The sequence below is a fragment of the Chthoniobacterales bacterium genome, assembly GCA_018883245.1.
Lineage (GTDB): Bacteria > Verrucomicrobiota > Verrucomicrobiia > Chthoniobacterales > JACTMZ01 > JACTMZ01.
The window spans coordinates 20,663-44,249 of sequence record VEQL01000005.1; the positions used below are offsets into that span (position 1 = coordinate 20,663).

The 23,587-nt window shown below is 62.8% G+C and carries 19 protein-coding genes; 6 read left to right on the top strand and 13 right to left on the bottom strand.

Annotated elements, in window-relative coordinates; genetic code table 11:
• Positions 1-4 precede the first annotated feature (4 nt).
• Entirely contained in the window at positions 5-3,226 is a 3,222-nt protein-coding gene (locus FGM15_02910; protein ID MBU3664814.1) for an efflux RND transporter permease subunit, read from the bottom strand.
• A gap of 26 nt (positions 3,227-3,252) precedes the next feature.
• A complete protein-coding gene (locus tag FGM15_02915) occupies positions 3,253-4,284 on the bottom strand; it encodes an efflux RND transporter periplasmic adaptor subunit (GenBank protein MBU3664815.1) in 1,032 nt (343 codons plus the stop codon).
• Between the two features lie 43 nt (positions 4,285-4,327).
• On the opposite strand from FGM15_02915, the gene FGM15_02920 reads away from it, so the two are divergent.
• Together FGM15_02920 and FGM15_02925 are read left to right on the top strand one after the other, a co-directional pair.
• Positions 4,328-4,606: a winged helix-turn-helix transcriptional regulator gene (locus FGM15_02920; GenBank protein ID MBU3664816.1), complete on the top strand. Its 279-nt coding sequence runs from the start codon at positions 4,328-4,330 to the stop codon at positions 4,604-4,606.
• Between the two features lie 105 nt (positions 4,607-4,711).
• Positions 4,712-5,947 (top strand): sodium:proton antiporter, encoded by a 1,236-nt coding sequence (locus tag FGM15_02925; GenBank protein ID MBU3664817.1) that lies wholly within the window; start codon positions 4,712-4,714, stop codon positions 5,945-5,947.
• A gap of 637 nt (positions 5,948-6,584) precedes the next feature.
• On the opposite strand, the gene FGM15_02930 is transcribed toward FGM15_02925, so the two are convergent.
• The 9 genes from FGM15_02930 to FGM15_02970 all read right to left on the bottom strand — a co-directional run bounded on the left by FGM15_02930 (position 6,585) and on the right by FGM15_02970 (position 16,361).
• On the bottom strand, positions 6,585-7,613 hold the full coding sequence (locus FGM15_02930) for a DUF3108 domain-containing protein (GenBank protein MBU3664818.1): 1,029 nt from the start codon (positions 7,611-7,613) through the stop codon (positions 6,585-6,587).
• On the bottom strand, positions 7,367-8,215 hold the full coding sequence (locus tag FGM15_02935; GenBank protein MBU3664819.1) for a hypothetical protein: 849 nt from the start codon (positions 8,213-8,215) through the stop codon (positions 7,367-7,369). Before FGM15_02935 ends, FGM15_02930 begins: the two co-directional genes overlap by 247 nt.
• A complete protein-coding gene (locus tag FGM15_02940; GenBank protein MBU3664820.1) occupies positions 8,127-10,073 on the bottom strand; it encodes a protein BatD in 1,947 nt (648 codons plus the stop codon). Before FGM15_02940 ends, FGM15_02935 begins: the two co-directional genes overlap by 89 nt.
• Positions 10,054-12,414 (bottom strand): VWA domain-containing protein, encoded by a 2,361-nt coding sequence (locus tag FGM15_02945; protein ID MBU3664821.1) that lies wholly within the window; start codon positions 12,412-12,414, stop codon positions 10,054-10,056. Before FGM15_02945 ends, FGM15_02940 begins: the two co-directional genes overlap by 20 nt.
• The gene (locus FGM15_02950; protein ID MBU3664822.1) at positions 12,396-13,418 is read right to left on the bottom strand and encodes a VWA domain-containing protein; all 1,023 of its coding nucleotides are present in this window, start codon (positions 13,416-13,418) and stop codon (positions 12,396-12,398) included. Before FGM15_02950 ends, FGM15_02945 begins: the two co-directional genes overlap by 19 nt.
• Positions 13,402-13,932: a DUF4381 family protein gene (locus FGM15_02955; GenBank protein ID MBU3664823.1), complete on the bottom strand. Its 531-nt coding sequence runs from the start codon at positions 13,930-13,932 to the stop codon at positions 13,402-13,404. Before FGM15_02955 ends, FGM15_02950 begins: the two co-directional genes overlap by 17 nt.
• Before the next feature lie 2 nt (positions 13,933-13,934).
• A complete protein-coding gene (locus tag FGM15_02960; GenBank protein MBU3664824.1) occupies positions 13,935-14,822 on the bottom strand; it encodes a DUF58 domain-containing protein in 888 nt (295 codons plus the stop codon).
• A 105-nt stretch (positions 14,823-14,927) separates the two neighbouring features.
• Positions 14,928-15,917, bottom strand: a complete 990-nt coding sequence (locus FGM15_02965; GenBank protein ID MBU3664825.1) for a MoxR family ATPase — start codon at positions 15,915-15,917, stop codon at positions 14,928-14,930.
• 93 nt (positions 15,918-16,010) lie between these two features.
• Positions 16,011-16,361, bottom strand: coding sequence for a hypothetical protein (locus FGM15_02970; GenBank protein ID MBU3664826.1), 351 nt, complete (start codon positions 16,359-16,361; stop codon positions 16,011-16,013).
• Between the two features lie 103 nt (positions 16,362-16,464).
• Between FGM15_02970 and waaF the strand changes: the two genes are divergently transcribed.
• Positions 16,465-18,351, top strand: a complete 1,887-nt coding sequence (gene waaF, locus FGM15_02975; protein MBU3664827.1) for a lipopolysaccharide heptosyltransferase II — start codon at positions 16,465-16,467, stop codon at positions 18,349-18,351.
• A 5-nt stretch (positions 18,352-18,356) separates the two neighbouring features.
• On the opposite strand, the gene FGM15_02980 is transcribed toward waaF, so the two are convergent.
• A complete protein-coding gene (locus FGM15_02980; GenBank protein MBU3664828.1) occupies positions 18,357-19,772 on the bottom strand; it encodes a PDZ domain-containing protein in 1,416 nt (471 codons plus the stop codon).
• 99 nt (positions 19,773-19,871) lie between these two features.
• Between FGM15_02980 and ppk1 the strand changes: the two genes are divergently transcribed.
• The 3 genes from ppk1 (at position 19,872) to msrA (ending at position 23,061) form a co-directional block, all read left to right on the top strand.
• Positions 19,872-21,947: a polyphosphate kinase 1 gene (ppk1, locus tag FGM15_02985; protein MBU3664829.1), complete on the top strand. Its 2,076-nt coding sequence runs from the start codon at positions 19,872-19,874 to the stop codon at positions 21,945-21,947.
• Between the two features lie 134 nt (positions 21,948-22,081).
• Entirely contained in the window at positions 22,082-22,486 is a 405-nt protein-coding gene (gene msrB, locus FGM15_02990; GenBank protein ID MBU3664830.1) for a peptide-methionine (R)-S-oxide reductase MsrB, read from the top strand.
• Positions 22,483-23,061, top strand: a complete 579-nt coding sequence (gene msrA, locus FGM15_02995) for a peptide-methionine (S)-S-oxide reductase MsrA (GenBank protein ID MBU3664831.1) — start codon at positions 22,483-22,485, stop codon at positions 23,059-23,061. The genes msrB and msrA overlap by 4 nt, the downstream gene beginning before the upstream one ends.
• 6 nt (positions 23,062-23,067) lie before the next feature.
• Here msrA and FGM15_03000 read toward each other — a convergent pair whose 3' ends face one another.
• Positions 23,068-23,574 carry a hypothetical protein gene (locus FGM15_03000; GenBank protein MBU3664832.1) on the bottom strand — a complete coding sequence of 169 codons (507 nt, stop codon included), beginning with the start codon at positions 23,572-23,574 and terminating at the stop codon, positions 23,068-23,070.
• Positions 23,575-23,587 lie beyond the last annotated feature (13 nt).

A 23,587-nucleotide genomic window follows, 5' to 3' on the forward strand; every position in this document is an offset into this window, starting at 1 on the left:
CCGCTCAACGCTCTTCGCCCCGACGGTTGGCCAGAAAGAAGAGCACCGGCACCGCCATGCGGCTGAGCAGCAGGGACGCGATCTCGCCGGCCATGAGCGAAATCGCCAAGCCCTGGAAAATCGGGTCGAACAAAATCACGCCTGCGCCGACCACGACCGCCATCGCGGTGAGCAGCATCGGACGGAACCGCACCGCACCCGCGTCGATCACCGCTTGGTCGAGCGGCATGCCCTGCGCGCGCCGCAACTGGATGAAATCGACAAGAATGATCGAATTGCGAACGACAATACCGGCGCCGGCCATGAAACCGATCATCGAGGGCGCGCTGAAAAACGCGCCCATAAGCCCGTGCGCCGGAAGGATCCCGACCAGCGAGAACGGGATGGCCGCCATGACCACCAGCGGCGTGATGAAGGACCCGAACCACCCGACCATGAGGAGGTAGATGAGGACCAGCACGGCGGCGAAGGCCAAACCGAGATCGCGAAAGACCTCGATCGTGATGTGCCACTCGCCATCCCATTTCAGCGCCGGCTGGAAATCGGTGAACGGGATCGTCGCGTTGTAGATTTCCACCCCGCCCTTCGCGCCGCCGAAGTCCGACGCGTCCAACCCGGCCAGGCGCTTGTTCATTTCGAGGATCGCGTAAACCGGACTCTCCACTTCCCCTGCGACGTCGGCCATCACGTAAACCACGGGCATGAGGTTTTTGTGATAGATGCTTTTGTCCTCGTGCATTTTGTCCACGCGAACGAGTTCGCGCAGGGGAACGAGCGGAGCGGTGCCGCCCGAACCCGGCTCGGGCAGAGCGTTGGCGTCGCCCGACCGCACGCGCAGCGAGAGCAGCTGCTCCGGCGACGACTTTTCGCGATTGGGCAGCTCGAGAAAAATATTCACGTCCTCTTTCTCGCGCGGCTGGTGGATGAGATCGACCGATTGGCCCCGCGTCGCGATCGCCAGCGTGCGGGAAATGGTGTCCGCACTGATTCCGTTGAGCGCCGCTTTTTCCTTGTCCACGACGAAGCGCGCTTTGGGCTGGTCGGCCTCGACATACCAATCCACGTCAACCACCCCCGCGGTCTCCTCGAAAATTTTCTTCACCTCCGCGGCCAGCTTGAGACGCGAGGCGTCATCCGGACCGTAAATCTCGGCCACCAAGGTCTGCAGCACCGGCGGCCCGGGGGGGACTTCGGCCACTGCGAGCCGCGCGTTGTGTTTTTTCGCGATCTCCGCCAAGCGCGGACGCACCCGTTTGGCTATGTCGTGGCTTTGCACTTTCCGTTCGTGGCGCGGGAGCAGATTGACCTGCAAGTCCGCGACCGACGGCCCGGAGCGCATGAAATAGTGACGGACAAGACCGTTGAAATTGAACGGCGATGAGGTGCCCGCATAAATCTGCACGTCGCGCACTTCCTTCTCCGGCAGCAACGCATCGGCCATCTCGCGAGCCACGGCCGCCGTCTGCTCGAGGGAACTGTCCTCCGGCATGTTGAGGATCACCTGGAACTCGCTCTTGTTGTCGAAGGGCAGCATTTTCACCTTCACGAAGCCGAGCGGAACAAGGGCGAACGAGGCCAGCAGAAGCCCGACGATGGCCGCAAGGAACGCCCAACGCCATTTCGCGTCGTGGATGAGATGCCCCATCCACCGCCGGTAAAGCAGCGTGAACCTGCCCTCCTTTTCCCCTTCCCCGTGATGCACCTCGACTTCGCGCGCCAGCATCCGGCGCGCCGCCCACGGCGTGACGATGAACGCGATGAGCAGCGACCAGAACATCGCCGCGCTCGAACCGATGGGAATGGGACGCATGTAAGGTCCCATCAGCCCGCTGACGAAGGCCATCGGCAAAATCGCCGCGATGACCGCGAGCGTGGCGAGAATCGTCGGGTTGCCCACCTCGGCAACCGCCTCGACGGCAACCTCGCTCAGATTGCGCGCGCGGTTCCCGGGCATGCGGTAATGCCGCACCACGTTTTCCACCACGACAATCGCGTCATCGACGAGAATGCCTATGGAAAAAATCAGCGCGAAAAGCGTGATGCGATTCAGCGTGTAGCCGTAGAGGTAGAAAACCAGCAGCGTCAGCGCGAGCGTGGTGGGAATCGCGATGGCCACCACCAGCGACTCGCGCCAACCGAGCACGAACATGACCAGCAGCGACACGCTGACCACCGCGATGGCCATGTGGAAAAGAAGCTCGTTCGATTTCTCCGCCGCCGTCTCGCCATAATCGCGGGTCACGGTCACCTCGACGTCTGACGGCAGGATCCTGCCACGCAGTTCGTCCGTTTTGCGCATCACCGCGTGAACGACATCGACCGCGTTCGCACCGGGTTGCTTGGCCACACTGAGAGTGACGGCAGGCTCGATCCCTTGCCCGCGCGAAGCCTGGTAAACATAGGCCCGGGGTTCCTCGGGTCCGTCCACAATCTCGGCAACGTCACGAAGGTAAACCGGACGTCCCTCGTAAACCCCGACCACCACCTGCCCCGCCTCGGCGGCGTCTCCGATGAACCCGCCGGACTCGATGAGCACCGTGCGGTTTTCCGAGGTGATGCCGCCAGCCAGAGTCTGGCGGTTGCTTTGCTGCAACATGGGCACGATGCCCGCCGGACTGATCCCGCGCGACGCCATGCGCACCGGATCGAGCAGCACGCGGATCTGGCGCCGCAGCCCGCCGATCAGCTTCGTCTCCGCCACCTGCGGGATCTGTTTCACTGCATCCTGCAATTCCGCGGCAAGTCGCCGCAATTCCATCGGACCCTGCACCGCGCTGTGCAGGGTGAGCGCGAGAATCGGGACGTCGTCGATCGTCCGCGGCTTGATCAGGGGCACCGACACCCCGTGCGGGATGCGATCAAAGTTGGTCTGCAGTTTCTGGTTGAGTTTGACAATGCTGTCCTCGAGATCGGATCCGACCTTGAAACGCACGATCACCAGACTCTCGGCCGGCCGCGAGGTCGAATAGACGTATTCCACGCCCGGGATTTCCCAGAGGAGCTGCTCCATCGGACGGGTCACCCGCTCGGCCACCTCGCGCGCGCTGGCTCCCGGCATCGACACCATCACGTCGATCATCGGCACCTTGATCTGCGGCTCTTCCTCGCGAGGAAGCAGGATCACGGCCGCCAGGCCGAGCAGGACCGAGGCCACGATAAGCAGCGGCGTCAGCTTGCTATCCACAAACATCCGCGCGACCCGTCCGGCCGCGCCGTCGGAAACCATTTCGACTTTGTCCGGTTCTTGCCCGCTCACTTCACCGCCTCCACCGCGGCTCCGTCGGTCAAAAGCTGGGCGTCTTGCGCTACCAAGCTTTCACCGCCGGACAAACCGCCGAGAATTTCCACCTCGCCGTTCATTTTCCTTCCGGTCTTGACCAACCGCAACCGCGCCACGCCGTCCTGCACAACAAAGACACTTTCGATCTGCCCGCGACGGACAATCGCACCAGCAGGAACAAGGACGGCCGGGCGCTCCCGCACCGGAACTCGCACGCGCCCGAACTGCCCGGCGCGCAGTTTTTCGGCCGGCGGAAGATCCAGTTTCACAAGGAACGTGCGGGTGCCCGCCGAGGCGGAAGGCGCGATTTCGGAAACCTTGCCGGCAAGCTCGGCACCCGCCGCATCCACGAGCACCGGCAATCCGGCTCCCATGGCCACGCGGTCGATCAGAGCCTCGGGAACCTCGCATTCGAACCGGAGGAGCGAGGAGTTCTCCATCTCGAAAAGAGGTTTCCCCGGAGTGGCAAGGTCCCCTACTTCAGCCATTTTGCGCGTGACCACCCCGTCGAAAGGCGCGGTGATCGCCGTGTATTGCAACATGGTGCGCGCCTCGACCAGCGCCGCGTCCGCGGTGCGCAAACGCGTGGTCGCCGCATCGAATTCCTGGCGGGTGGATGACCCGCTTTGCAGCAGCCGCTCGATGCGGGCAAACTCCCTCTGCGCCTGCTCTTGCGCGGCAACTGCCGAGTCGAGCCTGGCTTTGATCTCCCGGGCATCGATGGTCGCCAAGACCGTGCCGCGTTGGACCTGAGCGCCCGGCGCCTTGTCGACAGAATCGATCACCCCGGTGATTTTGGCCGACAGCACGGCGCGCTGCGCCGCGCCGACCGTTCCCACCACCTCTTCCTCATCCCACACAGGCCGCTGCGCCGCATCGGTCACCGCCACGCTCACCGGCGGCTGCGCCCCGGCAGGTGCGGCGGATTCACCGCTCCTGTCCCCGCATCCTGAAATAAGCAGGACCGCAACCAGCGCGCCGCGCAAAAGTTTCGCGTAGATCATAGGCTTGCAATATTACCCACCGGTAATAAATAGGAAGCGAAAAATGCGTCCGCCCACACCGCGCCAACTCGCCCGCATCGCGGCCCTTTTTGCCGTCCTCGCCGACCCCGTGCGCCTGCGCATCCTCCAGTGCCTGCGTCGCGGACCACGCAGCGTAGGCGAGATACAGCGTTCCTGCCGCCTCAAGCAGGCGAACACTTCCAAGCACCTGCGCGTCCTGCGCGAAGCGCGCGTCGCGGCTCCGCGGCGCGCGGGCAACAGCGTGCGCTACGAAATCACCGACCCGCGCGTCTTCGCCCTCTGCGACTTGCTTTGCGGTTGAGGCGGAGGATTTGGACTTGAGGGGCGCGCATCCTTCGCCCACAAACCTCGCGTGTTCTTACTTGCCGCCGCGGCGACAACCGCACCCATCGAGCCGAATCCGTGGATGATCCTCCCGTTCATCCTCATGCTTCTTTCCATCGCGCTGATGCCGTTCATCCACGCGCATTGGTGGGAGCACAACTATCCCAAAATCGCCGTGGCCCTCGGATCCTTCACCGCGTCTTACTACCTTTTCGTGCTCGGCCAAGGCCCGCGGCTGGCGGAGGTCGCGCATGAATACATCAGCTTCATCGCCCTCATCGGATCTCTTTTTGTCGTGGCCGGCGGGATCCACATCGCCGTGCGCGGCGAGGCGACGCCGGCGCGCAACGTGATCTATCTGGCCATCGGTGCTGTCTTGTCGAACTTCATCGGCACCACAGGCGCCTCGATGCTGATGATCCGCCCGTGGATCCGCATGAACAAATACCGCATCACCGCGTTCCATGTGGTGTTTTTCATTTTTATCGTCAGCAACGCCGGCGGCTGCCTCACGCCGATCGGCGATCCCCCGCTCTTCCTCGGCTACCTCAAAGGCGTGCCGTTTTTCTGGACTGCGGAGCACCTTTTCTTGCCGTGGCTTGTGACAGTCGGATGCCTGCTGGCCGTGTTTTACGTGCTGGACCGGCGGAATTTCGCGCGCGCTCCGGAAGCGGTGCGCGAATTGGAAACGGCCCAAGAGGAATTCCGGATCGACGGGAAACGCAATTTTTTCTTCATCGCCGTGATACTGTGCGCCGTGTTCGCTCCTTCGCCGTGGCGTGAAATCGTCATGGTGATCGCGGCTCTGGCGTCTTGGTATGCCACGCCGAAGCTGGTGCATGAAAGAAACCGGTTCAATCTGCACCCCATGAACGAGGTCGCATGGCTTTTCTTCGGCATTTTCGGCACGATGGTTCCTGCTCTGGATTACTTGCAGATTCACTCCGATGCGCTCGGCGTTTCCTCGCCGATCCAGTTCTACGCTTTCACCGGCGTGCTCTCCGCTTTCCTCGACAACGCGCCGACTTATCTCACCTTCCTCGCCGCGGCACTCGGACAGCAGGGACTGGGCATATCCAACCCGTCCGAAGTGGCCGCTTTTGCCGCAAGCCACGCGCACACGCTGGAGGCCATCAGCCTCGGCGCGGTCTTCTTCGGTGCCGCCACCTACATAGGCAACGGACCGAATTTCATGGTCAAAGCCATCGCGCAGCACGCCAAAGTCGAGACGCCGTCGTTCTTCGGATACGTGCTGCGATTCAGCCTTCCCGTGCTCTTGCCCATCTTGATTTTCGTGGGTTGGTTTTTCCTGCACTGAGAACAGCGGGCGCCGTTTGACATGGCACCGCGGGATGTTAATTTTCCGCCATGAGGGCAGTGCTCCTGCTTTTGCTTTTGGTGCCGATGGCATTCGTGTCTCTGGCCCCGGCTTCGGGTCTTTTCCCGTCTGCCCAAGCCGCATCGGAACCCTGCGACATGCCGTGCTGCAACGGGCCCAAATCCGCGGCGGCGGAGGGCTGTGCGCCCGCATGCGGTTGCCCTGTCGCCTGCATTGCCTCCTCTCAAACCACCGGGCTCCTGCCGGGAGCCCCGGAAGTGTTCCCGCCGGAGTTCTCGCGCGCCTTGTCGCGGCACATTCTTGATGAGACCGCCGCCGCACGCAACGCCCGCCCACCCGTTCCACCCCCGCGCGCCTGATCCTGCCCCGACGCCGGCCTCCGTCCTTGCGGACGGAGGGTGAACGAAACCTCAACGGAGAAACTCAAAATGAAAAATATCATCTTCGCAGCTCTCGCGGTTGTCGCCTTGGCATTCACAGCCACGGCGAAACCGGCCTGCAAGTGCACTGACTGCGGCGGCAAATGCTGCCCCTGTGACTGCAAGGCCGGCTGCTGCTGAGCCGTCTGCAAAGCAAAATCACATGCGCGCCCCGGGTGACCGGGGCGCGTCGTTTTTCAATGCATTTTCAGAGATTGGAGTTCCGCGAAAACGGCGCCGACGAACACTTTCACCTCGATGCGCAGAGGCATGCGAACTTCGTCGTCGCTCACCCACACAGTGCCACGTTTGAACTTTCGATGCGGCTGCAGGGTGAAATCCTTGCCGATCCAGTCGATGTCCAGCGAAAGGCGGATCACTTTTCTTTGCTCGCCTTGCCAAGGCAGTGATTCCCGCCCCTCCACCTTCGCTCGCACGAGATACATCCATTCCCCCGGAAAGACGGCAAGATGGAGCAAGTCGCCGTCGTTCAACGGCTGACTGCGGGCAAGCAGCATCGCCCCGGCCATGTCGCGCAGGCCGGGGACGTAGAAGTTCATCCACTCCGGCTTTCCGGCGTCCGCCTTCGTGTTCCACCGCAGCGACCTGACTCCGCCGCCGCGGAATTCGCAAACCTCTTCCACGCGGTAGCGCCGGTATCGCTCGGCGAGGAAAGAAGAAAGCGAACGCCAATCTTCGCTTTGCGTCACAGCCTCGTAATCGGCATCCAATTGCCACAGGCGCCTTGCCGCCCCGGTTGTCCCGCCTCGCACCATCGCTTTCCAGACAGCTCCCTCGCGCCGGAGCTGCACATCGGCAGCCGCCGCCTCGATCCCGCCCCAACCGAACACGTAGCGCGCGGTTAAGTCGGCAGGTGGCGCAAATTCCCCGGCGCGCAGAGCCGCGACTTCTTCGCGCCAACCGGCACGGGCCGCGTCAATGAAGGCAAAACACAGAGCCGCGCAGACAAGGCGCGCGGTCACCGTGACGCGGGCAGCGCACCCGGAAAAATCGGTTCGAGGGAGGAACTGCGCACCCAGCCATCCACCCCGAGCGGCAAACGAACCAGGGACCAATTGTCGCGCACCGCCAGCACGCGCACAGGCGTGCCGCGCGGCAAGTCGGCCAATTTTTGTCCGTTGTCCGCCGGTGCGCTGCGAGCGTCCACCGCATCCGCGGTCACGATGGAGCTTTGGGACAATGCGATGCGCGAATCCCCGGCCCATGCCACCGCCACCGCGGTTGCACCCAGCACGGCAACGAATGCTCCCGCCACTGCCAGACCCGTTTTGCGGCGCACGGAAAAAACCGCGAACACCACAGCGATGATTCCGAGCCAGAAGAGCAGGCTTCCGAGCAGAACAAGAAGATCGAACGATATGTAGCGTCCGGCGATTTCCGCGGCGCCGAGACCCGGGGCGGGCACGCCGAGGGCGGACATCACATGTTCGAGGCTGGCACGCGCGGCGGAGTTTCCGGGATCTAGGGCCAAGGCACGGCGGTAGTTGATCGCTGCGGGCACCTCGTTGCCCAAACGGTATTCTGCATGACCGAGGTTGAGAAAAACCGAAGGGTTCGACGTTCCGGCTTTGACGAGCTTCTCGTATCCGTCGCGCGCCGCACCGTAATCACCTTGCGCGTAGGAACGGTTGGCCTCCTCGAAAGTCGCGCTTTCATCAGCGGGCTGCGCGGATGCACCGGCGGCGCACAGAACGAGGAAGGCAAAAAAGAAAAGTTTTCTAAACATGGTTCGAGGAAAATTTTTCCAGCAATTCGACGACGCGGCGCTTTTCGTGCGCTTCGAGGGCATTGCTGCCGCCGCCGCCATACTTCAGTTCGTCGCAGCGGGCGAGCACGGATTCCAATTCCCGGCGGATCTCGGGATCCGGCACACGGCGCGCCAGAGCTTCCGCGGCATCGATCAAGCCGGCTGGTTTGTCGTCCCACAGGGCGAGCTGCGATTGAACAAACTGTGCTGCTGCACCGTAGAATTCCGGCCGCGTCGCGGCCTTCTGCAGATTGCCACGGGCCGACCGCAGCGCGGCCTCGAGGCCGGCGGTGCGCTCGCTTTTCATCGCACGCCGGCGTATCCAGACAAGCCAGGGGACGGAAATAAGCAAAGCGGCCAGCACGGCAATGTTGACGATGCGGAACCACGGACGCGTGAGCCATGGCTCGAAGGATGGAGCATGACGCGAGAGGGTCGTGGCCGGTGCGGCAATGTCGGGAACACCCGCTCCCTGAGCGGCAGGCAACGCCTCGTCCTCGCGTGACGGCGTCTGCGCGGCCGTTTTGGCGTCTGACGACTCGCCGGCTTTCGCCCCCCCGCCCGCGGCAGTCACAGCCACCGGCTCGGTCTTGAGCGTGACGTATTTTTTCTTCAGCGGATCGAAATAAGAAAACTCCGCGCCTGGCGTTGAGGTCTGGTCGGTGCGCGCCACCATGCTGACCTCGAACGTCTTCGTTCCACCGTAGCCGATGGCATCGGCACCCTTGAAGCTTTCCTTTGGCGCGTAAGTGCGCCATCCGTCCGTCCCCGTCAGCGCGGGCGGGGAAATGGCGTCGAAGTTGCCGCGTCCCTCGACCGCAAGCGCGAGAGTGACAGGTTCGCCGGCCTTCACCGTCCGCGGCGTAGCGGAAGCGTCGATGGTGAATTGACCGATCGCCCCGCTGAAATTTTCAGGACGTCCTTCCTTCGGCAACGGCAGCACCTCGATCTTGCGCGGATTGGTGCGTGCCTGGATATTCTCCGCCCGGCCGAAGCCCGGCATCGGGATGTTCTGGAAAAATTGGTCGAAAAACGGGTCCATGCCGGACGGCGCGCCGGCGGACATCATCCGCCCCTCCATCATGGCCGCAGGAATTTCGATTTCACCCGACTTCACCGGCGTGATCGCGCTGCGGAAAGTCACGATGTTGTAGGGGACATCGTCGATGTATTGCTCGGTCTGCTCCGGTTCGGTGAGGGGCGCCGCGGTGAAACCGTCGCCGCCAAAACTCGGACGCTGCAAATTGTCAAATTGGCTGTCGGCGCGGAAATAGAACCGCAGTTCGACCGGCACCACTTCGCCGACATAGGCCGATTTGGCACCCATCACGATCTCCCCGAAATAGGCGGCGGGCTCGCCGTCCGGACCGCGCGGCGCGGAGCGTCCAGGTGCGGGTGCCTGCGGCTGCGCAGGCAAAGAAGGCGGGGAAAGATTGGACGGCGGGTTTCCGGTTTGCGGCGGCCGCGCGGGAAGCGAAGGCGCGGGTGGCATGGATCCGCCCGGCCCTGTCACCCGCAGATTGACCGAATCCGTTCGCACCTGCTTTCCGCCGGCCTGGACGGCAAATCCCGGGATCGTGAAATTGCCGGGCTGGTTCGGAATGACCGTGTAAGCGTAGATCATCGCGGAGGCAGTCTGGAAATTCACCATTTCCACGCGGCGCGAGGTGCCGGTCAGCCGGATCTCGAGCCCCGGCACCATGAGCGAGCGCGGCATATCTTGAGGCGGATCGACATTGATGAACTGGTATTGCAACTGGAGCGGCACGCCGACTTGGCCCACTTGCGAACTCAAACTTGTCACCACCTCGGCCCGCGAAGCGGACGCGAACGCCAGGTAAACCGCGGCAGCCAGCATGACGCCGTGACGGAATGAAAAACTCATTGGCACCTGCATACTACCAGTCTCTTGAGACATCCTGAAAGTTCCGTCGTTCGAGAAGCTGCACTTGTTCCTCCTCGTTCTGCAATGAACGCAACAAAGCCCGCGCCTGAGATTCGCTCATCCGGCCCTCGGCCTCCGCCTGCGCTTCGGCAATCGCGGCGGCCTCTTCCTTTCCGCCCTCGCCGCCTTGCTGCGCGCCGCGGATCTCGCCTTGCTTCTTTTCGCCCGACTGCTGCGGAACAGGCGCCGGTTTTTCACCCGCTTTGTTGCCGGCCTGTTGCCGGGCGTCAGAGGGCTGGCCTTCACCCTGATCTTCGCGCTGTTCGCCCTCGCGACCTTGCTGCGCTTCGTCTTTTTTCTCCTCTCCCTTCTGTCCCGGGGATTGCTCCTCTTTTTTCTCGCCGCTTTGGCCTTGGTCTTTCTTCTCCTCCTCGCCGCCACCGGCAGGTTTCTTGTCTTCGCCCTTCTCGCCGGATTGCTCTTCCTGCTTCTCGCCTTGCGAGCCTTGCTGCTTCTGCTCGTCTTTCTTGTCATCGCCGGACTGCTGCTGTTCGTCCTTCTTCTCTTGGCTGCCGCCCTGCTGCTGGTCCTTGTTCTGTTCGCCCTGCTGCTCCTGCTCTTTTTTATCCTGACCGCTCCCTTGCTGCTGCTGGTCCTGCTTCTGCTGCTGGCCTTGCTGCTCGTCTTTTTTCTCCTGCTGTCCACCACCCTGCTGTTGCTGATCTTTTTTGTCGCCCGATTGCTGCTGGTCGTCCTTCTTCTGCTGACCGCCGCCCTGTTGCTGTTGGTCTTTTTTCTGGTCGCCCTGCTGCTCCTGCTCCTTCTTGTCCTGGCCTCCGCCTTGCTGCTGCTGGTCCTGTTTCTGCTGCTGGTCTTGTTGCTTTTGATCCTGCTTTTGCTGGTCCTTCTTTTTGTCCTGTTGCTTCTGCTCTTGCTCCGCCTGCTTGAGCAATTCCTCGACACGCTGCTTGTTTTCTTTCGCCTCGACGTAATCCGGACGCGTCTTGAGCGCTGCCTCGTATTTGGCGATGGCGTCCTTCCAGTCGGTGATCTTCTTCTCTTTATCAGCCTGACCCTCGCCTTGGCGGAACAAGGTGTTAGCGAGGTTGAACTCCGCGGACGACCTCAGCGCGGGATCGTCGGACAGCATGGCACGGGAGAAATACTCGGAGGCTTTGCCGTAGTCCTTGAGACGATAAGCAGCGGCGCCTGCGTTGAGTTGAAGGTCGGGCGAGGCCGGCTCCATTTTGAGGCGCTTCTCAAAGGCCTGGCGCGCCGTCTCGTAATCGCCGTGTTCGTAGGCCTCGAGGCCCATGGGTGCAGCCCATGATGCGGGCGCGAACGCAAGCCACACCGCGGCGGCGACCGCGGCCGCCGGGCGGCGACGGCGCTCGCCAACCAAGGCTTGAAGGACGAGCAGGGCGATCGCCGCTCCGAGCGGCCATTGGTAGCGCTCGATGGGACGACGCGACGAATTCATGGTGATGTCAGCTTCCGCCAACTTGCCGATCCCGTCCACTGCCAGGCGCTGAGCCGCTCCGTCATCCAAGGGCGTGTAAAATCCCCCCGCAGCCTCGGCGATTTCTTTCATCCGCGCCTCGTCGAGGCGCGACTGCACAACTTTGCCGGATGGATCGCGCACGAATTCACCCGGACCGAGCGGGATCTCCGATCCCTCGGAAGAGCCGACACCCACGGTGAAAATGCGGACTCCGTCCGCACCGGCCTGTTTGGCCGCCACCAAGCCATCGGCATCGAGTTCCTCGCCATCGGAGATGATGATGAGTGCGCGCGAAAAACCTTCGGCTTTGCCGAAAGCTTCCTCGGCGGTGGCAATAGCCGCCGCGATATTCGTGCCACCCTTCGGAATGACCGTGGTGTCCAGTTCGTCGAGCGCCGCGAGCACAGCCCCATGGTCGAGAGTCAGTGGAGCTTGCAGGAATCCGGACCCGGCGAACGCCACCAGACCGACACGATCGGCGCCGAGTTCGCTGATGAGATCTTCGGCCAGAAGCTTCGCCCGGTCGAGGCGCGACGGCGCGACATCCGGCGCGAGCATCGAACGCGAGACGTCCATCGCGATGATGACATCGCGACCACGGTGCGGCACCTCGAGAGTGTCATAGCCGAGCTGCGGACCGGCCATGGTGACAACGAGCAACCCGAGCGCGCCAAGGATACACGCGCTGCGAAACCAGCGGCGCGCGGGACTGCTGCTACCCGCAAGTTGCGAGCGCAGCTTGGGAGCGACGATGCGGCCGATCATGGCCTGACGCCGCCGTTCGGCCCACCAGTAGAGCGCGACCACCAGCGGCAGCAGCCAGAGGAAGTGCAGAAGCGCGGGACGGGCAAAAGTCAGGGCAGACGTCTCCATATCGTTTGTCCGAGCAGGGTTTCCGCGGCGAGCAGCACCGCGCCGACGAGCACGAACCACGGAAAAAGGTCGCGGTATTGCGCGACTTTCTGGATTTCCACCTGCGATTTTTCCAGCTCGTCGATTTCGTTGAAAATGCGCTGCAGCGACTGCGTGTCTGTCGCGCGAAAATACGATCCGCCGGTCATGGAGGCGATTTCCTTGAGGCTTTCCTCGTTGAACTCCACGGGGATCTGACGGTAAACCGTGCGTCCGAAGGGATCGACGAAGGGGAACGGTGCGTTGCCGCGGCTCCCCGCACCGATGGTGTAAACTTTGATCCCCAAGGCCTTGGCCGCCTCGGCTGCGGTGAGCGGCGTGACGCGACCCATGTTGTTGTCGCCGTCGGTGAGCAACACGACGAGTTTCGATTTGGCTTCCTTGTCTTTCAGGCGGTTGGATGCCGCGGCCAAAGCCGACCCGATCGCGGTGCCATCCTCGACCAGACCGATGCGCGTGCGGTCGAGATTTTGCGTGAGCCAGTCATGGTCGAGAGTCAGCGGGCTGACCAGATAGGGCCTGCCGGCAAAAGCCACGATACCGATGCGGTCGTTCGGACGCCCCGCGATGAACTGGTCGGTCACGCGCTTGATCGCCTCCAGCCGGTTCGCGCGCTGGCCGCCGATGGTGAAATCCTCCGCCAGCATCGAACGCGAGACGTCGATCACGAGCATGATGTCCACGCCGCTGGCTTGCGTGCGGGTGATCGTTTTGCCGAGTTGCGGGCGCGCCAGCGCGAGGATCAGGCAGGCCAAGGCAAAGTAGAGAAGCCCGGTGAGAAAATCGCCGGCGCGCGAACGGCGGCGTCCGCCGATTTTTCCCACGGTCTTCGTGGTCGAAAACAAAACCCCGGGGGTCCCGCCGATCTTGCCCTTCAGCCACGAGACCAGGGGAATCAGCAGCAGAAGCCAGAGGAACTTCGGCTGCTGGAAAGAAAGCGCGGAAAAATCAGGCAGCCACGACATCGGTCGCTCCTCCTTTCACCAGATCCTCGGCCAATTCCGTGAGTTCGGAATTGTCGGCGCCCGTGGCCGCAGCCCGGGCGAATTTGATCATGTCCGCCTTGTCGAGAAACCGCGTCAAGTGCGCCAACCGCTCCGCGTCGAATATGCCGCTGCCGCGCGCGGTCTGCAGGAACTCGTAGGACGTCTGGGTCGTGGCGGGCAATTGATGCTCGCCCGCGAGAAAATTTCGCAGCACGTCGCACACCTCGATGCTGAACTCGTAAGGCGGGGTTTGCGCGGCCTGTTCGCGGGCCTTGGCCAAAGCCACAAGTGCTTTTTCTCGCGCGGTGAGCGGGCGGCGGTTGCGGCGCCGCCGCCAGGCGATCAATCCCCACACCGCAGCCGCCAGAAGAAGGAGCGCAACCACGCCGGCGGCAATCATGACCGGCATCGGGTAGGGCAGACACCAAACGGGTCCCGCGATTTCGTGCGGCAGCAAGTCGGCGGGCGCGGGCGTGTTGGTGGCGGGCGGCATGGTCAGGCGCTGAGTTGACGCTGCTCGCGGCGGTCGAAGAAAGAGCGGAGCACGTGCAGGTAATCCTCGTTGGTGCGCAAGGGGATCATGTCGATTCCCAGCTTGTTGAACTCCTGGTCGATCATCTTCTTCCGCCTTTCCTCGAGGGCGAGGTAGGCTCCGCGCAGCGCACGGCTCGATGTGTTGATGTCGATCTGCTCGCCGGTCTCCGGATCCTCGAGGGTGACAATCCCCACATCCGGCAGATGTTCCTCGCCCGGATCAACCACCGGGATGGCAATAAGATCATGACGGCGGGCGGTGACCGCCAGCGGACGCGAGTATCCTTCGTCGAGAAAGTCGGAGATGAGAAAAACGACCGCGCGCCGGGTCACCACCTTGTTCAGATACTCGAGAGCGGCGGTGATGTTTGTCCCGCGGTGCCGCGGTTTGAAATAGAGCATCTCGCGGATCAGCCGCAGGGTGTGGAGGCGTCCTTTTTTCGGATGGATGAAAAGCTCGACCTCGTCGGTGAAAAGCAGGAGCCCGACCTTGTCGTTGTTGCGGATGGCGCTGAACGCGAGGATCGAAGCGACCTCGGCCGCAAGTTCGCGCTTGCTCGACTCAACGCTGCCGAAATCGCCCGACGCGCTGACATCGACCACCAGCATGACCGTCAACTCGCGCTCCTCGGTGAATTTTTTAACGAAGGGCGCGTTCATGCGCGCCGTGACGTTCCAGTCGATCGAGCGGATCTCGTCGCCGGGCGTGTATTCGCGGACCTCCTCGAAATTCATCCCGCGCCCCTTGAACACGCTGTGGTAGGAGCCGGCGAACATCGAATCCACCAGACGCCGCGTGCGCAGCTCGAGGCGCCGGATTTTTTTGAGGATCTCGCGGGTTTCCTGCATGAGATGCAAAGATTTTAAGTTTTTGAGTCTTGGGATTTAAGTGAAGGCCTGCCACCGCGGGTTGCGCGGCTCTTCAAACTTTCACCTTGAAACTTGAAACTCTCCCTACGGCACCGGCAGCCCGGCGAAGATCTGCTCGATGATGTGCTCGCTGGTCATTTCCTCCGCCTCGGCCTCGTAGCTTACCGCGATGCGGTGGCGCAAAACGTCCGGCCCCACCGACTTGACATCCTGCGGGGTCACGTAGCCACGGCCGTTGAGGAAGGCGTGGGCCTTGGCCGCGAGCGTGAGGAAAATGGTCGCGCGCGGCGAAGCACCGTAGCGGATCATCCCGTCGAGTTTGAGCCCGTAGGAAGCCGGCTGGCGGCTGGCCCACACGATATCGACAATGTAATCTTTGACGCGGTCATCGACATAGATGGCGTTGACCAGCGCGCGAGAGGAAATGATATCCTCCGGACGCACGAGGGCGTTGACCTCGAGCTTGGGAGCCGAGGTGGACATCGCATCGAGAATCGCCCGCTCTTCGGTGCGCGTCGGGTAGCCGACATTGACCTTGAACATGAAACGGTCGAGTTGCGCCTCGGGCAGTTGGTAAGTTCCTTCCTGCTCGAGCGGGTTTTGGGTGGCCAAAACAAGGAACGGATCGGGCAACTTGTAGGTCTGGTCGCTGATCGTCACCTGCCGCTCTTGCATAGCCTCGAGCAAGGCGCTCTGCACCTTGGCCGGCGCACGGTTGATTTCGTCGGCGAGGATCAGGTTCGAAAAAATCGGCCCCAGCTTGGTGGTGAATTGCCCGTCGCGGGGATTGTAAATAAGCGTGCCGATGAGGTCGGCCGGCAAAAGATCGGGCGTGAACTGCAACCGCTGGAAACCCGTGTGCAGGCAGGAGGCCAACGTGCGGACGGTCAATGTCTTGGCCAGCCCCGGCACGCCCTCGAGCAGGACGTGGCCGTTGGTCAGCAAACCCATCACCAGGCGCTCGACGAGCAATTTCTGCCCGACGACGACTTTTCCGACTTCCGAAAACAGCGGCTGAACCCATTGGCTGCTGCGCTGCACCTGCTCGTTCAATTCATGCGTTGTTTGACTCATAAAATCTTTTCTGCGCCACGGCGCGCGGTGGGCCCGCCTGCCGCATTCAAAAAGAGACAAGCGCGCGGGCGGAACGTTCGATCTGCGGGCGGCTCACGGGGTCGGCACCACGAAATAATCGTCCCCCACCTTCACGGCATCGTAGGCGCTTTTATCCACCCAAACGTTGAAAACGCGGGAACCGTCGGGCGTCTGCACTTTGAGCAGGTATTCGCCCTCAATCCTCGTGCTCTGCAATCCGCCGCTGCCCACGGTGATCTCCTGGGCCGGCTGGGGGGTGAATTCCATGGCCACGATCTTGCCGGTGAAGGCGCCGCTGCTTTTGTTGCTGCTGTCGAGATAGAGCGTGGCCCAAACAAAGAAACCGAGGACAACCACCGCCAGAATTATTCCGCCCCAGAGAATTTTCGCGCGGTGAGGATCGCGGTAAACTTTCGGTTTCATACGGCCGAAATTGCCACGCACCGCGGCCCGCTGCACGCCCAAAGAGCGCCGATGAAAACCTTCCGCCGGCGCGCGCGGCCCGCTATTTTGGGCCGCTCTCATCATGGATTACGCGGCCTACTTGCTTGTGCTGGGACTGCTCGCGGTGCTCGGACGGTTGCCATTGGAACTGGTCTTCCGAGCCGGGGCCCTGCTCGGGCTCGGGGCCTGGGCACTTCTGCCCGGCTACCGCCGGCTCGCGCGGCGCAATATGCACATCGCGTTCGGTCACACCATGACCGAACGCGAGATCGGTGCGGCCGTGCGACGCCACTTCATGACACTCGGAGCCAATCTGCTCAGCGTGCCGCGACTCGCACGCATGCCGGTGCACGATGTGGACCGGCGCGTCGAACTCATCGGCCTGCCGGGATTGCGCGCAGCGCTCGATCGCGGGAAGGGAGTGGTGATGGCCATCAACCACATCGGGAACTGGGAGCTTTATGCGCAACTGATCAGCCATGTGAGCGACGTTCCGGTCGGAGCGGTTTTCCAATCGCAGAGGAACAAATACCTCAACAGGCTCATCGACCGCGACCGCCGGCGACTCGGCCTGCAGACCTTCGACAGACGCAAGGGCTATCTCGGCGCCGCCGATCTCGTCGAAAGCGGCGGCATCCTCGCCATCCTCGTGGACCAGCACGCCGGCGATGCCGCGCTCTGGACGCCGCTTTTCGGACGCATGGCTTCGACTTCCACGCTGGCAGCCATCATCGCCCAGAAAACCGGCGCGCCGCTTGTCTCGGTTGCCATCCACACCACGGGAACCGCGCGCTGGCGGTGCGTCATTGAACCGCCGGTGGAGCCGGCAGGCAAAACCGTGGAGGAACTGACCGCCGGGTTGAACCGGACACTCGAGCGGCAGATCTCCGGATCCCCGCCCGACTGGTTCTGGGTCCACAACCGCTGGAAAATCCCGGGTCCGTTTCTCCTGGGACGCGCGCGGCGCGGATTTTATCTCCCGCCGGACGAATCGATGAAGGACATCCAGCCCTTCCGTCTTCTGGTGCGCTCGAGCAACTGGCTCGGCGATGCCGTGATGAACATCCCGGCCGTCGAGGCATGCAAAAAATCCCGGCCCGACCTCCATCTCACCATATTGACGCCGGCAAAACTTGCACCCCTCTGGCGGCGGGTCGCCGGCGTTGACGATGTCATCGAAATCCGCGGGAAAGAATCCCCGCTCGCTCTCCGCAAACGCGTGCGGCGCGAGTTCGACGCCGCCATTCTTTTTCCCAACTCGCTCCGCTCCGCTCTTGAGGCGAAAGCACTCGGCGCGCGGCGGATCGTCGGCTATCCGGGCCACTGGCGCCGCTGGCTGCTGGGGGGTGTTCCGAAATTCACCGCGGACTCGCAAGGACACCACGCCGAGCGCTACCTGCGGCTGGTCGAGCACTTCGGCGCTCCGAAACGCGATGAGCCGGCAACGTTCGCCCCGCGCCCTGCAAGGGCGCGCCCGACCGTGCCACGGATCGGCATTTGCCCGGGCGCCGAATACGGCCCCGCCAAACGCTGGCCGGCGGAGAAATTCGCCGCAGCCATGCGATTGTTCCACGGGTCGGTGCCGGCGGAGTTTGTCATATTCGGAGTCGCCGGGGATGCGGAACCGGCGCAAACCATCGCCGGAAATGTCCCGTTTCCTGTCCGCAACCTCGTCGGCCGCACCTCGCTCGACCAACTGATGGATGAGCTTGCCGCGTGCGACGCGCTGCTGACCAACGATACGGGGACAATGCATCTCGCGGCGTTCCTCGGTGTCCCGACGGTAGCCGTGTTCGGATCCACCGAACCGGAACTCACGTCACCGCTGGGCGATTTCCACCGGATCCTGCGGCACAAGGTCGAGTGCAGCCCGTGCTTCCTGCGCGTATGCCCGATCGACTTCCGGTGCATGACCCGCCTCGCACCCGGGGAGGCGGCAAAGTCCTTGCACGAAGTTATCGGGCTCTGACGGCCTCAGGGCTTGAGATTGGCGTAGGTTTTCTGCCCGTCGCGCTCGATCAGAAGAGTCGTCGATTCTCCCGGCGCCAATTTCGCCATCGCCGTGGCGAAGCCATCGGTTCCGGCAATAATATCATCACCGACCGCGGTGATCACATCGCGACGGCGCAACCCAGCCACACCGGCGGCGCTGTCGGGCTCAACATGCGTGACAATCACCCCGCCGGCCTCCAGACCCATTTTTTTTGCCATCTCGGGGTCAAGATTCTGCAACTGAAGCCCGAGCGATTCGAATTCCACGCCCTCGCCCGGCCCGGGCGGCCCGTCGTTCGGCCCGCCGCGCGCTTCCACGGGCGACTGAGGCAACTCGGCCGTTGTGACTTCCATCTCGCGGAACGCCCCGCCGTCCGCACCTCGGCGCCAGACATTGAGCCGCACGGCCTGCCCGACTTTTTTGCGCAAGATCGCCTGCTGCAGCTGGCGTGCCGTTTCCACCGGTTCGCCATCCACCGCAACAATGACGTCGGCCGGACGCACCTCGCTGTGCGAAGCCGGCGCGTCCGGCTCGAGACTGCGCACCAGCACACCCCGCTCGCGACCGATCATCTTCTGCAACGCCGGATCATCGGACAAAGTCTCGATCCGGATGCCAAGCCACGGGCGCACCACGCGTCCGCTGGCGATGAGTTCGTCGCTCACCGCTTTGGCGATCTTCGAGGGAATGGCAAAGCTCAGGCCGCGATTGAGACCGTTGATCAGCGTGTTCACGCCGACCACATGCCCGTCGAGATCGCAAAGCGGACCCCCGCTGTTGCCCGGGTTGATGGATGCATCGGTCTGGATGTAGTCCTCGTAAACTGTGCTCGTGAGGTTGCTGCGCCCTTTGGCGCTGACGATCCCCGCCGTCAGCGTGTAATCCAACTCGAAGGGCGCCCCGATCCCGCAGACAAATTCGCCCACGCGCAACGAGTCGCTATCGCCCCATGTGATCGCGGACAAGCCCTTCGCGTCGGCTTTGAGGACGGCAATGTCGGTCTTGTCGTCGATTCCCACGACGCGCAGCGGCATGCGCGTGCCGTCCTTTTGCCGGGCCACGACGCCGCGGTCGGGGTCCGCGCCCTCGATGACATGCGCGTTGGTGATGATATATCCGTCGGGGCGGATTATGAATCCCGAGCCCTCGCTTTCCTCGACACGCGGGCGCGCGCCGGGCAGACGGCGGTCGCGCAGCAGGAACTCCCACGCGAAAGTTCCCTCGTCCATCTCCGCTTCTTGCTTCGCCACTTCAAGGACCACCACACTCGGCGCGACTTTTTCATAGACGTCGGCAAAAGCGTTGCCCAGAGCACGCACCGGAAGCTTGGAATTTTGCGCCGACGCGGGACCGCAGCAGCCCCAAACGGCGAAAAGCAGAATCAACGCGCTTCTCATGCGTCGGAATCTACCACAAGCGGGCGCAGGGGGCCACACGCTCCCGCGCCTTTCGCTTGCGCTGCGCGTCCCGCGGGACGAATCTATGAAGTCAGCCTTATGGATCTTTCGGATCCCAAGTTTTACATCAACCGCGAGCTGAGCTGGCTCGAGTTCAACCAGAGGGTGCTGGACCAGGCCACGGACCCTGCTGTCCCCCTGCTCGAGCGGCTGAAATTCCTGTGCATCGTCTCGTCCAATCTCGACGAATTTTTCGAGGTGCGTGTGGCCGGTCTCAAGCAGGTGCTGCAGGCCGGTTCCATGTCCACCGGGCCCGACGGCCTCACGGCCGCGCAGCAGCTCGACGCCATCAGCGACCGCGTGCGCAGGATGGTGCGCGACCAATACGCTTGCTGGCGCCAGGAAATCCAGCCGGGCCTCGCACAGAACGGCGTGCGCTTCCACCGCTATCCCGACGTCGGCAAGGAAGCCCGCAAGCATTTCACCGAGTATTTCGAACGCGAGATTTTTCCCGTCCTCACACCTCTCGCCATCGATCCCGCCCACCCCTTTCCCCAGCTGCTCAACAAGAGCCTCAACCTCATCGTCGAACTCGAAGGGGACGACCTTGACGCTGACCTCGCCGTCGTGCAGATCCCCCGCATCCTGCCGCGCGTCCTGCCGTTCCCGAAAAAAAAGGGCGCGCAAGGGGACGATTTCATCTTCCTCGGCAATCTCATCCAAGCCCACGTCGGGCGCCTCTTTCACGGGGTCAAGGTCCGCGGCGCACACATGTTCCGCATCACGCGCAACAGCAACCTCTACGTGGACGAGGAGGAAGCGCGCAATCTCCTGCGCGCCATCGAGGATGAACTTCGCAAGCTCAACCGCGGCAACGCCGTCCGCCTGGAGGTGCAGGGCTGCCCGAAAGACCTGACCAAGCGCCTCTGCGGCATCTTCAATCTCGAGGAGGACGACGTTTACCGCGCGGAGTGGCCGCTCAACATGGTGCGGCTCATGCCGATCGCGACGGAACTCGACCGGCCCGAGCTGAAATACAAGCGCTTCACGCCGGTCACGGTGGTCGGTCTCGGCGAGGAGCGGGACATCTTTTTCCACATCCGGCGCGGCGATATTCTCCTGCATCATCCTTATGACAGCTTCCAGACGGTGCTCGATTTCATCGGGCAGGCCGCGGAAGACCCGCAGACACTCGCCATCAAGCAGACGCTCTACCGCACGAGTTCGGATTCCCCGATCATTCCGCTCCTCATCCAGGCTTCCCGTCAAGGCAAGCAGGTCGTGGTGGTCATCGAACTCAAAGCGCGCTTCGACGAGGCGGCCAACATCAAATGGGCGCGTCAGCTCCGCGAGGCGGGCGTGGACGTGGTCTACGGCGTGGCCGGCCTCAAGACCCACGCGAAAATGGCCATGATCGTGCGCAAGGAATACGACGGCATCCGGCGCTACGTGCATCTTGGCACCGGCAACTACCACCCCTCGACGGCGCGCCTCTACACCGACCTGAGTTATTTCACGGCACGGCCCGACATCACGGAGGATGTGGCCAATCTTTTCAACACCGTAACCGGCGTCTCGCAGTTGCCGCCGCCGAACAAACTCCTCGTCGCACCGTGGCATCTCCACAAGCGCGTGCTCGCGCTGATCGAGGCCGAGACCGAAAACGCCAAGGCGGGGCGCCCGTCCGGCATCTTCGCGAAAATGAACTCGCTCGTGCAGGAGGAAGTCATCGAGGCGCTCTACCGCGCATCCTGCGCCGGAGTGAAGGTCCGCCTGCTGGTGCGCGGGATCTGCGCGTTGCGCCCCGGCATCGCGGGGGTGAGCGAGAACATCGAGGTGCGCAGCATTGTGGGGCGATTTCTCGAGCACAGCCGCGTTTACCGATTCGAGAACGGCGGGGATCCCCTTTTTTTCCTGGGCAGCGCCGACTGGATGGAGCGCAATTTTTTCCACCGCGTCGAAGCCGTCTTTCCGGTCGAGAGCGACGGCATGAAAGAGCATGTGCAGGAAATCATCGACTGCTTCTGGCGCGACAACGTGAAGGCCGAAATTCTCCAACCCGACGGCGACTACCTTCCGGCACCGGGCGGCGAAACGCCTTGGGACGCGCAGGAGGAATTTCTCGCGGAAGCCGCGCAGCGCCGCAAACGCCGCGCCGCGGCCGAACAAGGATGATCAAGCCCCCCGCCACGGCATATCTCGCCATCGGCCTCGCGCTTTGCACGCCGGCCATCGCCGCGGACACGCGGCCGCAAACGGTGAATGTCTGCTTGCTCGGTGCAAAAGGTGAAACATTGCCCGCACAAACTATGGAAAAAGTGACCAAAACCGACGATGAGTGGCGCGCCCAGTTGGGTGACGGCGAAGTTTACCGCGTGACACGCGGAAAGGACACCGAGCGTCCTTTCTGCGGCGCGTTTCACGACCACAAGGAGCCGGGCGTTTATCGTTGCGTCTGCTGCGATCTGCCGCTCTTCCGTTCGGACGCCAAGTTCGATTCGGGCACCGGGTGGCCCAGCTTTTTCCGTGCCGTTGCACGAGAAAACGTCGTCACCGCGGTCGATCGCAGCCACGGCATGGTGCGCGACGAGATCCTTTGCGCCCGCTGCGATGCGCACCTCGGCCATGTTTTCCCCGACGGGCCGCCGCCGACCGGGCTTCGCTACTGCGTCAACTCGGTCTCGCTCGAGTTCGTCCCCTCCGCGAAAAAATGAGAGCGGCCGCGTTCGTCCTGGCGCTTGCAACCGCGGCCACCCACGCCGACAACCAGACTGTGAAAACCGAAAAAGCCACACTCGGGGGAGGATGCTTCTGGTGCGTCGAAGCCGTTTACGAACGCATGCCCGGGATCCTCTCCGTCACCTCGGGCTACGCCGGAGGAAACACCGCAAACCCGACCTACGACGAAGTCTGTTCCGGAAAAACCGGACACGCAGAAGTCGTGCAGGTCGAATACGACCCGGAAAAAATTTCCTACGAAAAGATCATCGATCTTTTCTGGGATGCCCACGACCCGACCACACTCAACCGCCAAGGCGCCGATGTCGGGACACAATACCGCTCCATCATACTGACCACGGACGAAGACCAAGCGCGCATGGCAGTGGAATCCAAAGCGCGGGCTCAGGGAAAATTCAAATCACCCATCGTCACGGAGATCGTCCCGCTGGAAACATTTTATCCCGCCGAGGGATACCATCAGGATTTTTACCGCAACAATCCGATGCACCCCTACAACAGGGCGGTCATCACCCCGAAGCTGCAGAAGCTCGACGCGAAAAAGGACTGAGGCCCTTTACCGCCGCGGGGCAAGTTCGGAGCCGGATGACCCCGTGAGCGGGGCTGTTGACCAGCTTTGCGGGAAGTAAAACTCGAACGGACTGTCGTCCATGTAGTAGGGATCGCGCCAGTAAGGGCTGTTGAGGAACGCCTGTGTCGTGGGGTTGTCGAATCCCTGCGTCACGGGTTTGGTCGGCGGCGTCTCGAGGAATTTCACCAGCACCGGACCGGCACCGGCCGAAGCCAGACGGTTGATCTGCGACTGGCTGAAAACATACGGGGCGCGCGTGGCCTTGAGGTAATCGGTGATCTTGTCCCCGGGAATGCCTTTCTGCACCAAGTCGTAGATGTCGTCATAGGTGAGCACGCGGCCATGGCTGACGCGCGTGTAGGTGCCCGGGTCCACCCCGCGCTGCTGGAGCACCGCGAGATAGGGTGAAGTAACGCGGGTCCCTTGGGTGGCGCAGCCGGCCAGGACTGCCGTGGTGGCGGCAAAAACAATGGCGATTGTGGGATTTTTCATGGGATACGAGCTG

Excerpts from the sequence above, each read along its gene's own strand:
- FGM15_02910 (MBU3664814.1), bottom strand. The coding sequence starts at position 3,226 with ATGGTTTCCGACGGCGCGGCCGGACGGGTCGCGCGGATGTTTGTGGAT.
- FGM15_02915 (MBU3664815.1), bottom strand. The coding sequence starts at position 4,284 with ATGATCTACGCGAAACTTTTGCGCGGCGCGCTGGTTGCGGTCCTGCTT.
- FGM15_02920 (MBU3664816.1), top strand. The coding sequence starts at position 4,328 with ATGCGTCCGCCCACACCGCGCCAACTCGCCCGCATCGCGGCCCTTTTT.
- FGM15_02925 (MBU3664817.1), top strand. The coding sequence starts at position 4,712 with ATGATCCTCCCGTTCATCCTCATGCTTCTTTCCATCGCGCTGATGCCG.
- FGM15_02930 (MBU3664818.1), bottom strand. The coding sequence starts at position 7,613 with ATGGGCCGGGGATTCGCGCATCGCATTGTCCCAAAGCTCCATCGTGAC.
- FGM15_02935 (MBU3664819.1), bottom strand. The coding sequence starts at position 8,215 with ATGGCGGCGGCGGCAGCAATGCCCTCGAAGCGCACGAAAAGCGCCGCG.
- FGM15_02940 (MBU3664820.1), bottom strand. The coding sequence starts at position 10,073 with ATGTCTCAAGAGACTGGTAGTATGCAGGTGCCAATGAGTTTTTCATTC.
- FGM15_02945 (MBU3664821.1), bottom strand. The coding sequence starts at position 12,414 with ATGGAGACGTCTGCCCTGACTTTTGCCCGTCCCGCGCTTCTGCACTTC.
- FGM15_02950 (MBU3664822.1), bottom strand. The coding sequence starts at position 13,418 with ATGTCGTGGCTGCCTGATTTTTCCGCGCTTTCTTTCCAGCAGCCGAAG.
- FGM15_02955 (MBU3664823.1), bottom strand. The coding sequence starts at position 13,932 with ATGCCGCCCGCCACCAACACGCCCGCGCCCGCCGACTTGCTGCCGCAC.
- FGM15_02960 (MBU3664824.1), bottom strand. The coding sequence starts at position 14,822 with ATGCAGGAAACCCGCGAGATCCTCAAAAAAATCCGGCGCCTCGAGCTG.
- FGM15_02965 (MBU3664825.1), bottom strand. The coding sequence starts at position 15,917 with ATGAGTCAAACAACGCATGAATTGAACGAGCAGGTGCAGCGCAGCAGC.
- FGM15_02970 (MBU3664826.1), bottom strand. The coding sequence starts at position 16,361 with ATGAAACCGAAAGTTTACCGCGATCCTCACCGCGCGAAAATTCTCTGG.
- waaF (MBU3664827.1), top strand. The coding sequence starts at position 16,465 with ATGGATTACGCGGCCTACTTGCTTGTGCTGGGACTGCTCGCGGTGCTC.
- FGM15_02980 (MBU3664828.1), bottom strand. The coding sequence starts at position 19,772 with ATGAGAAGCGCGTTGATTCTGCTTTTCGCCGTTTGGGGCTGCTGCGGT.
- ppk1 (MBU3664829.1), top strand. The coding sequence starts at position 19,872 with ATGGATCTTTCGGATCCCAAGTTTTACATCAACCGCGAGCTGAGCTGG.
- msrB (MBU3664830.1), top strand. The coding sequence starts at position 22,082 with ATGGAAAAAGTGACCAAAACCGACGATGAGTGGCGCGCCCAGTTGGGT.
- msrA (MBU3664831.1), top strand. The coding sequence starts at position 22,483 with ATGAGAGCGGCCGCGTTCGTCCTGGCGCTTGCAACCGCGGCCACCCAC.
- FGM15_03000 (MBU3664832.1), bottom strand. The coding sequence starts at position 23,574 with ATGAAAAATCCCACAATCGCCATTGTTTTTGCCGCCACCACGGCAGTC.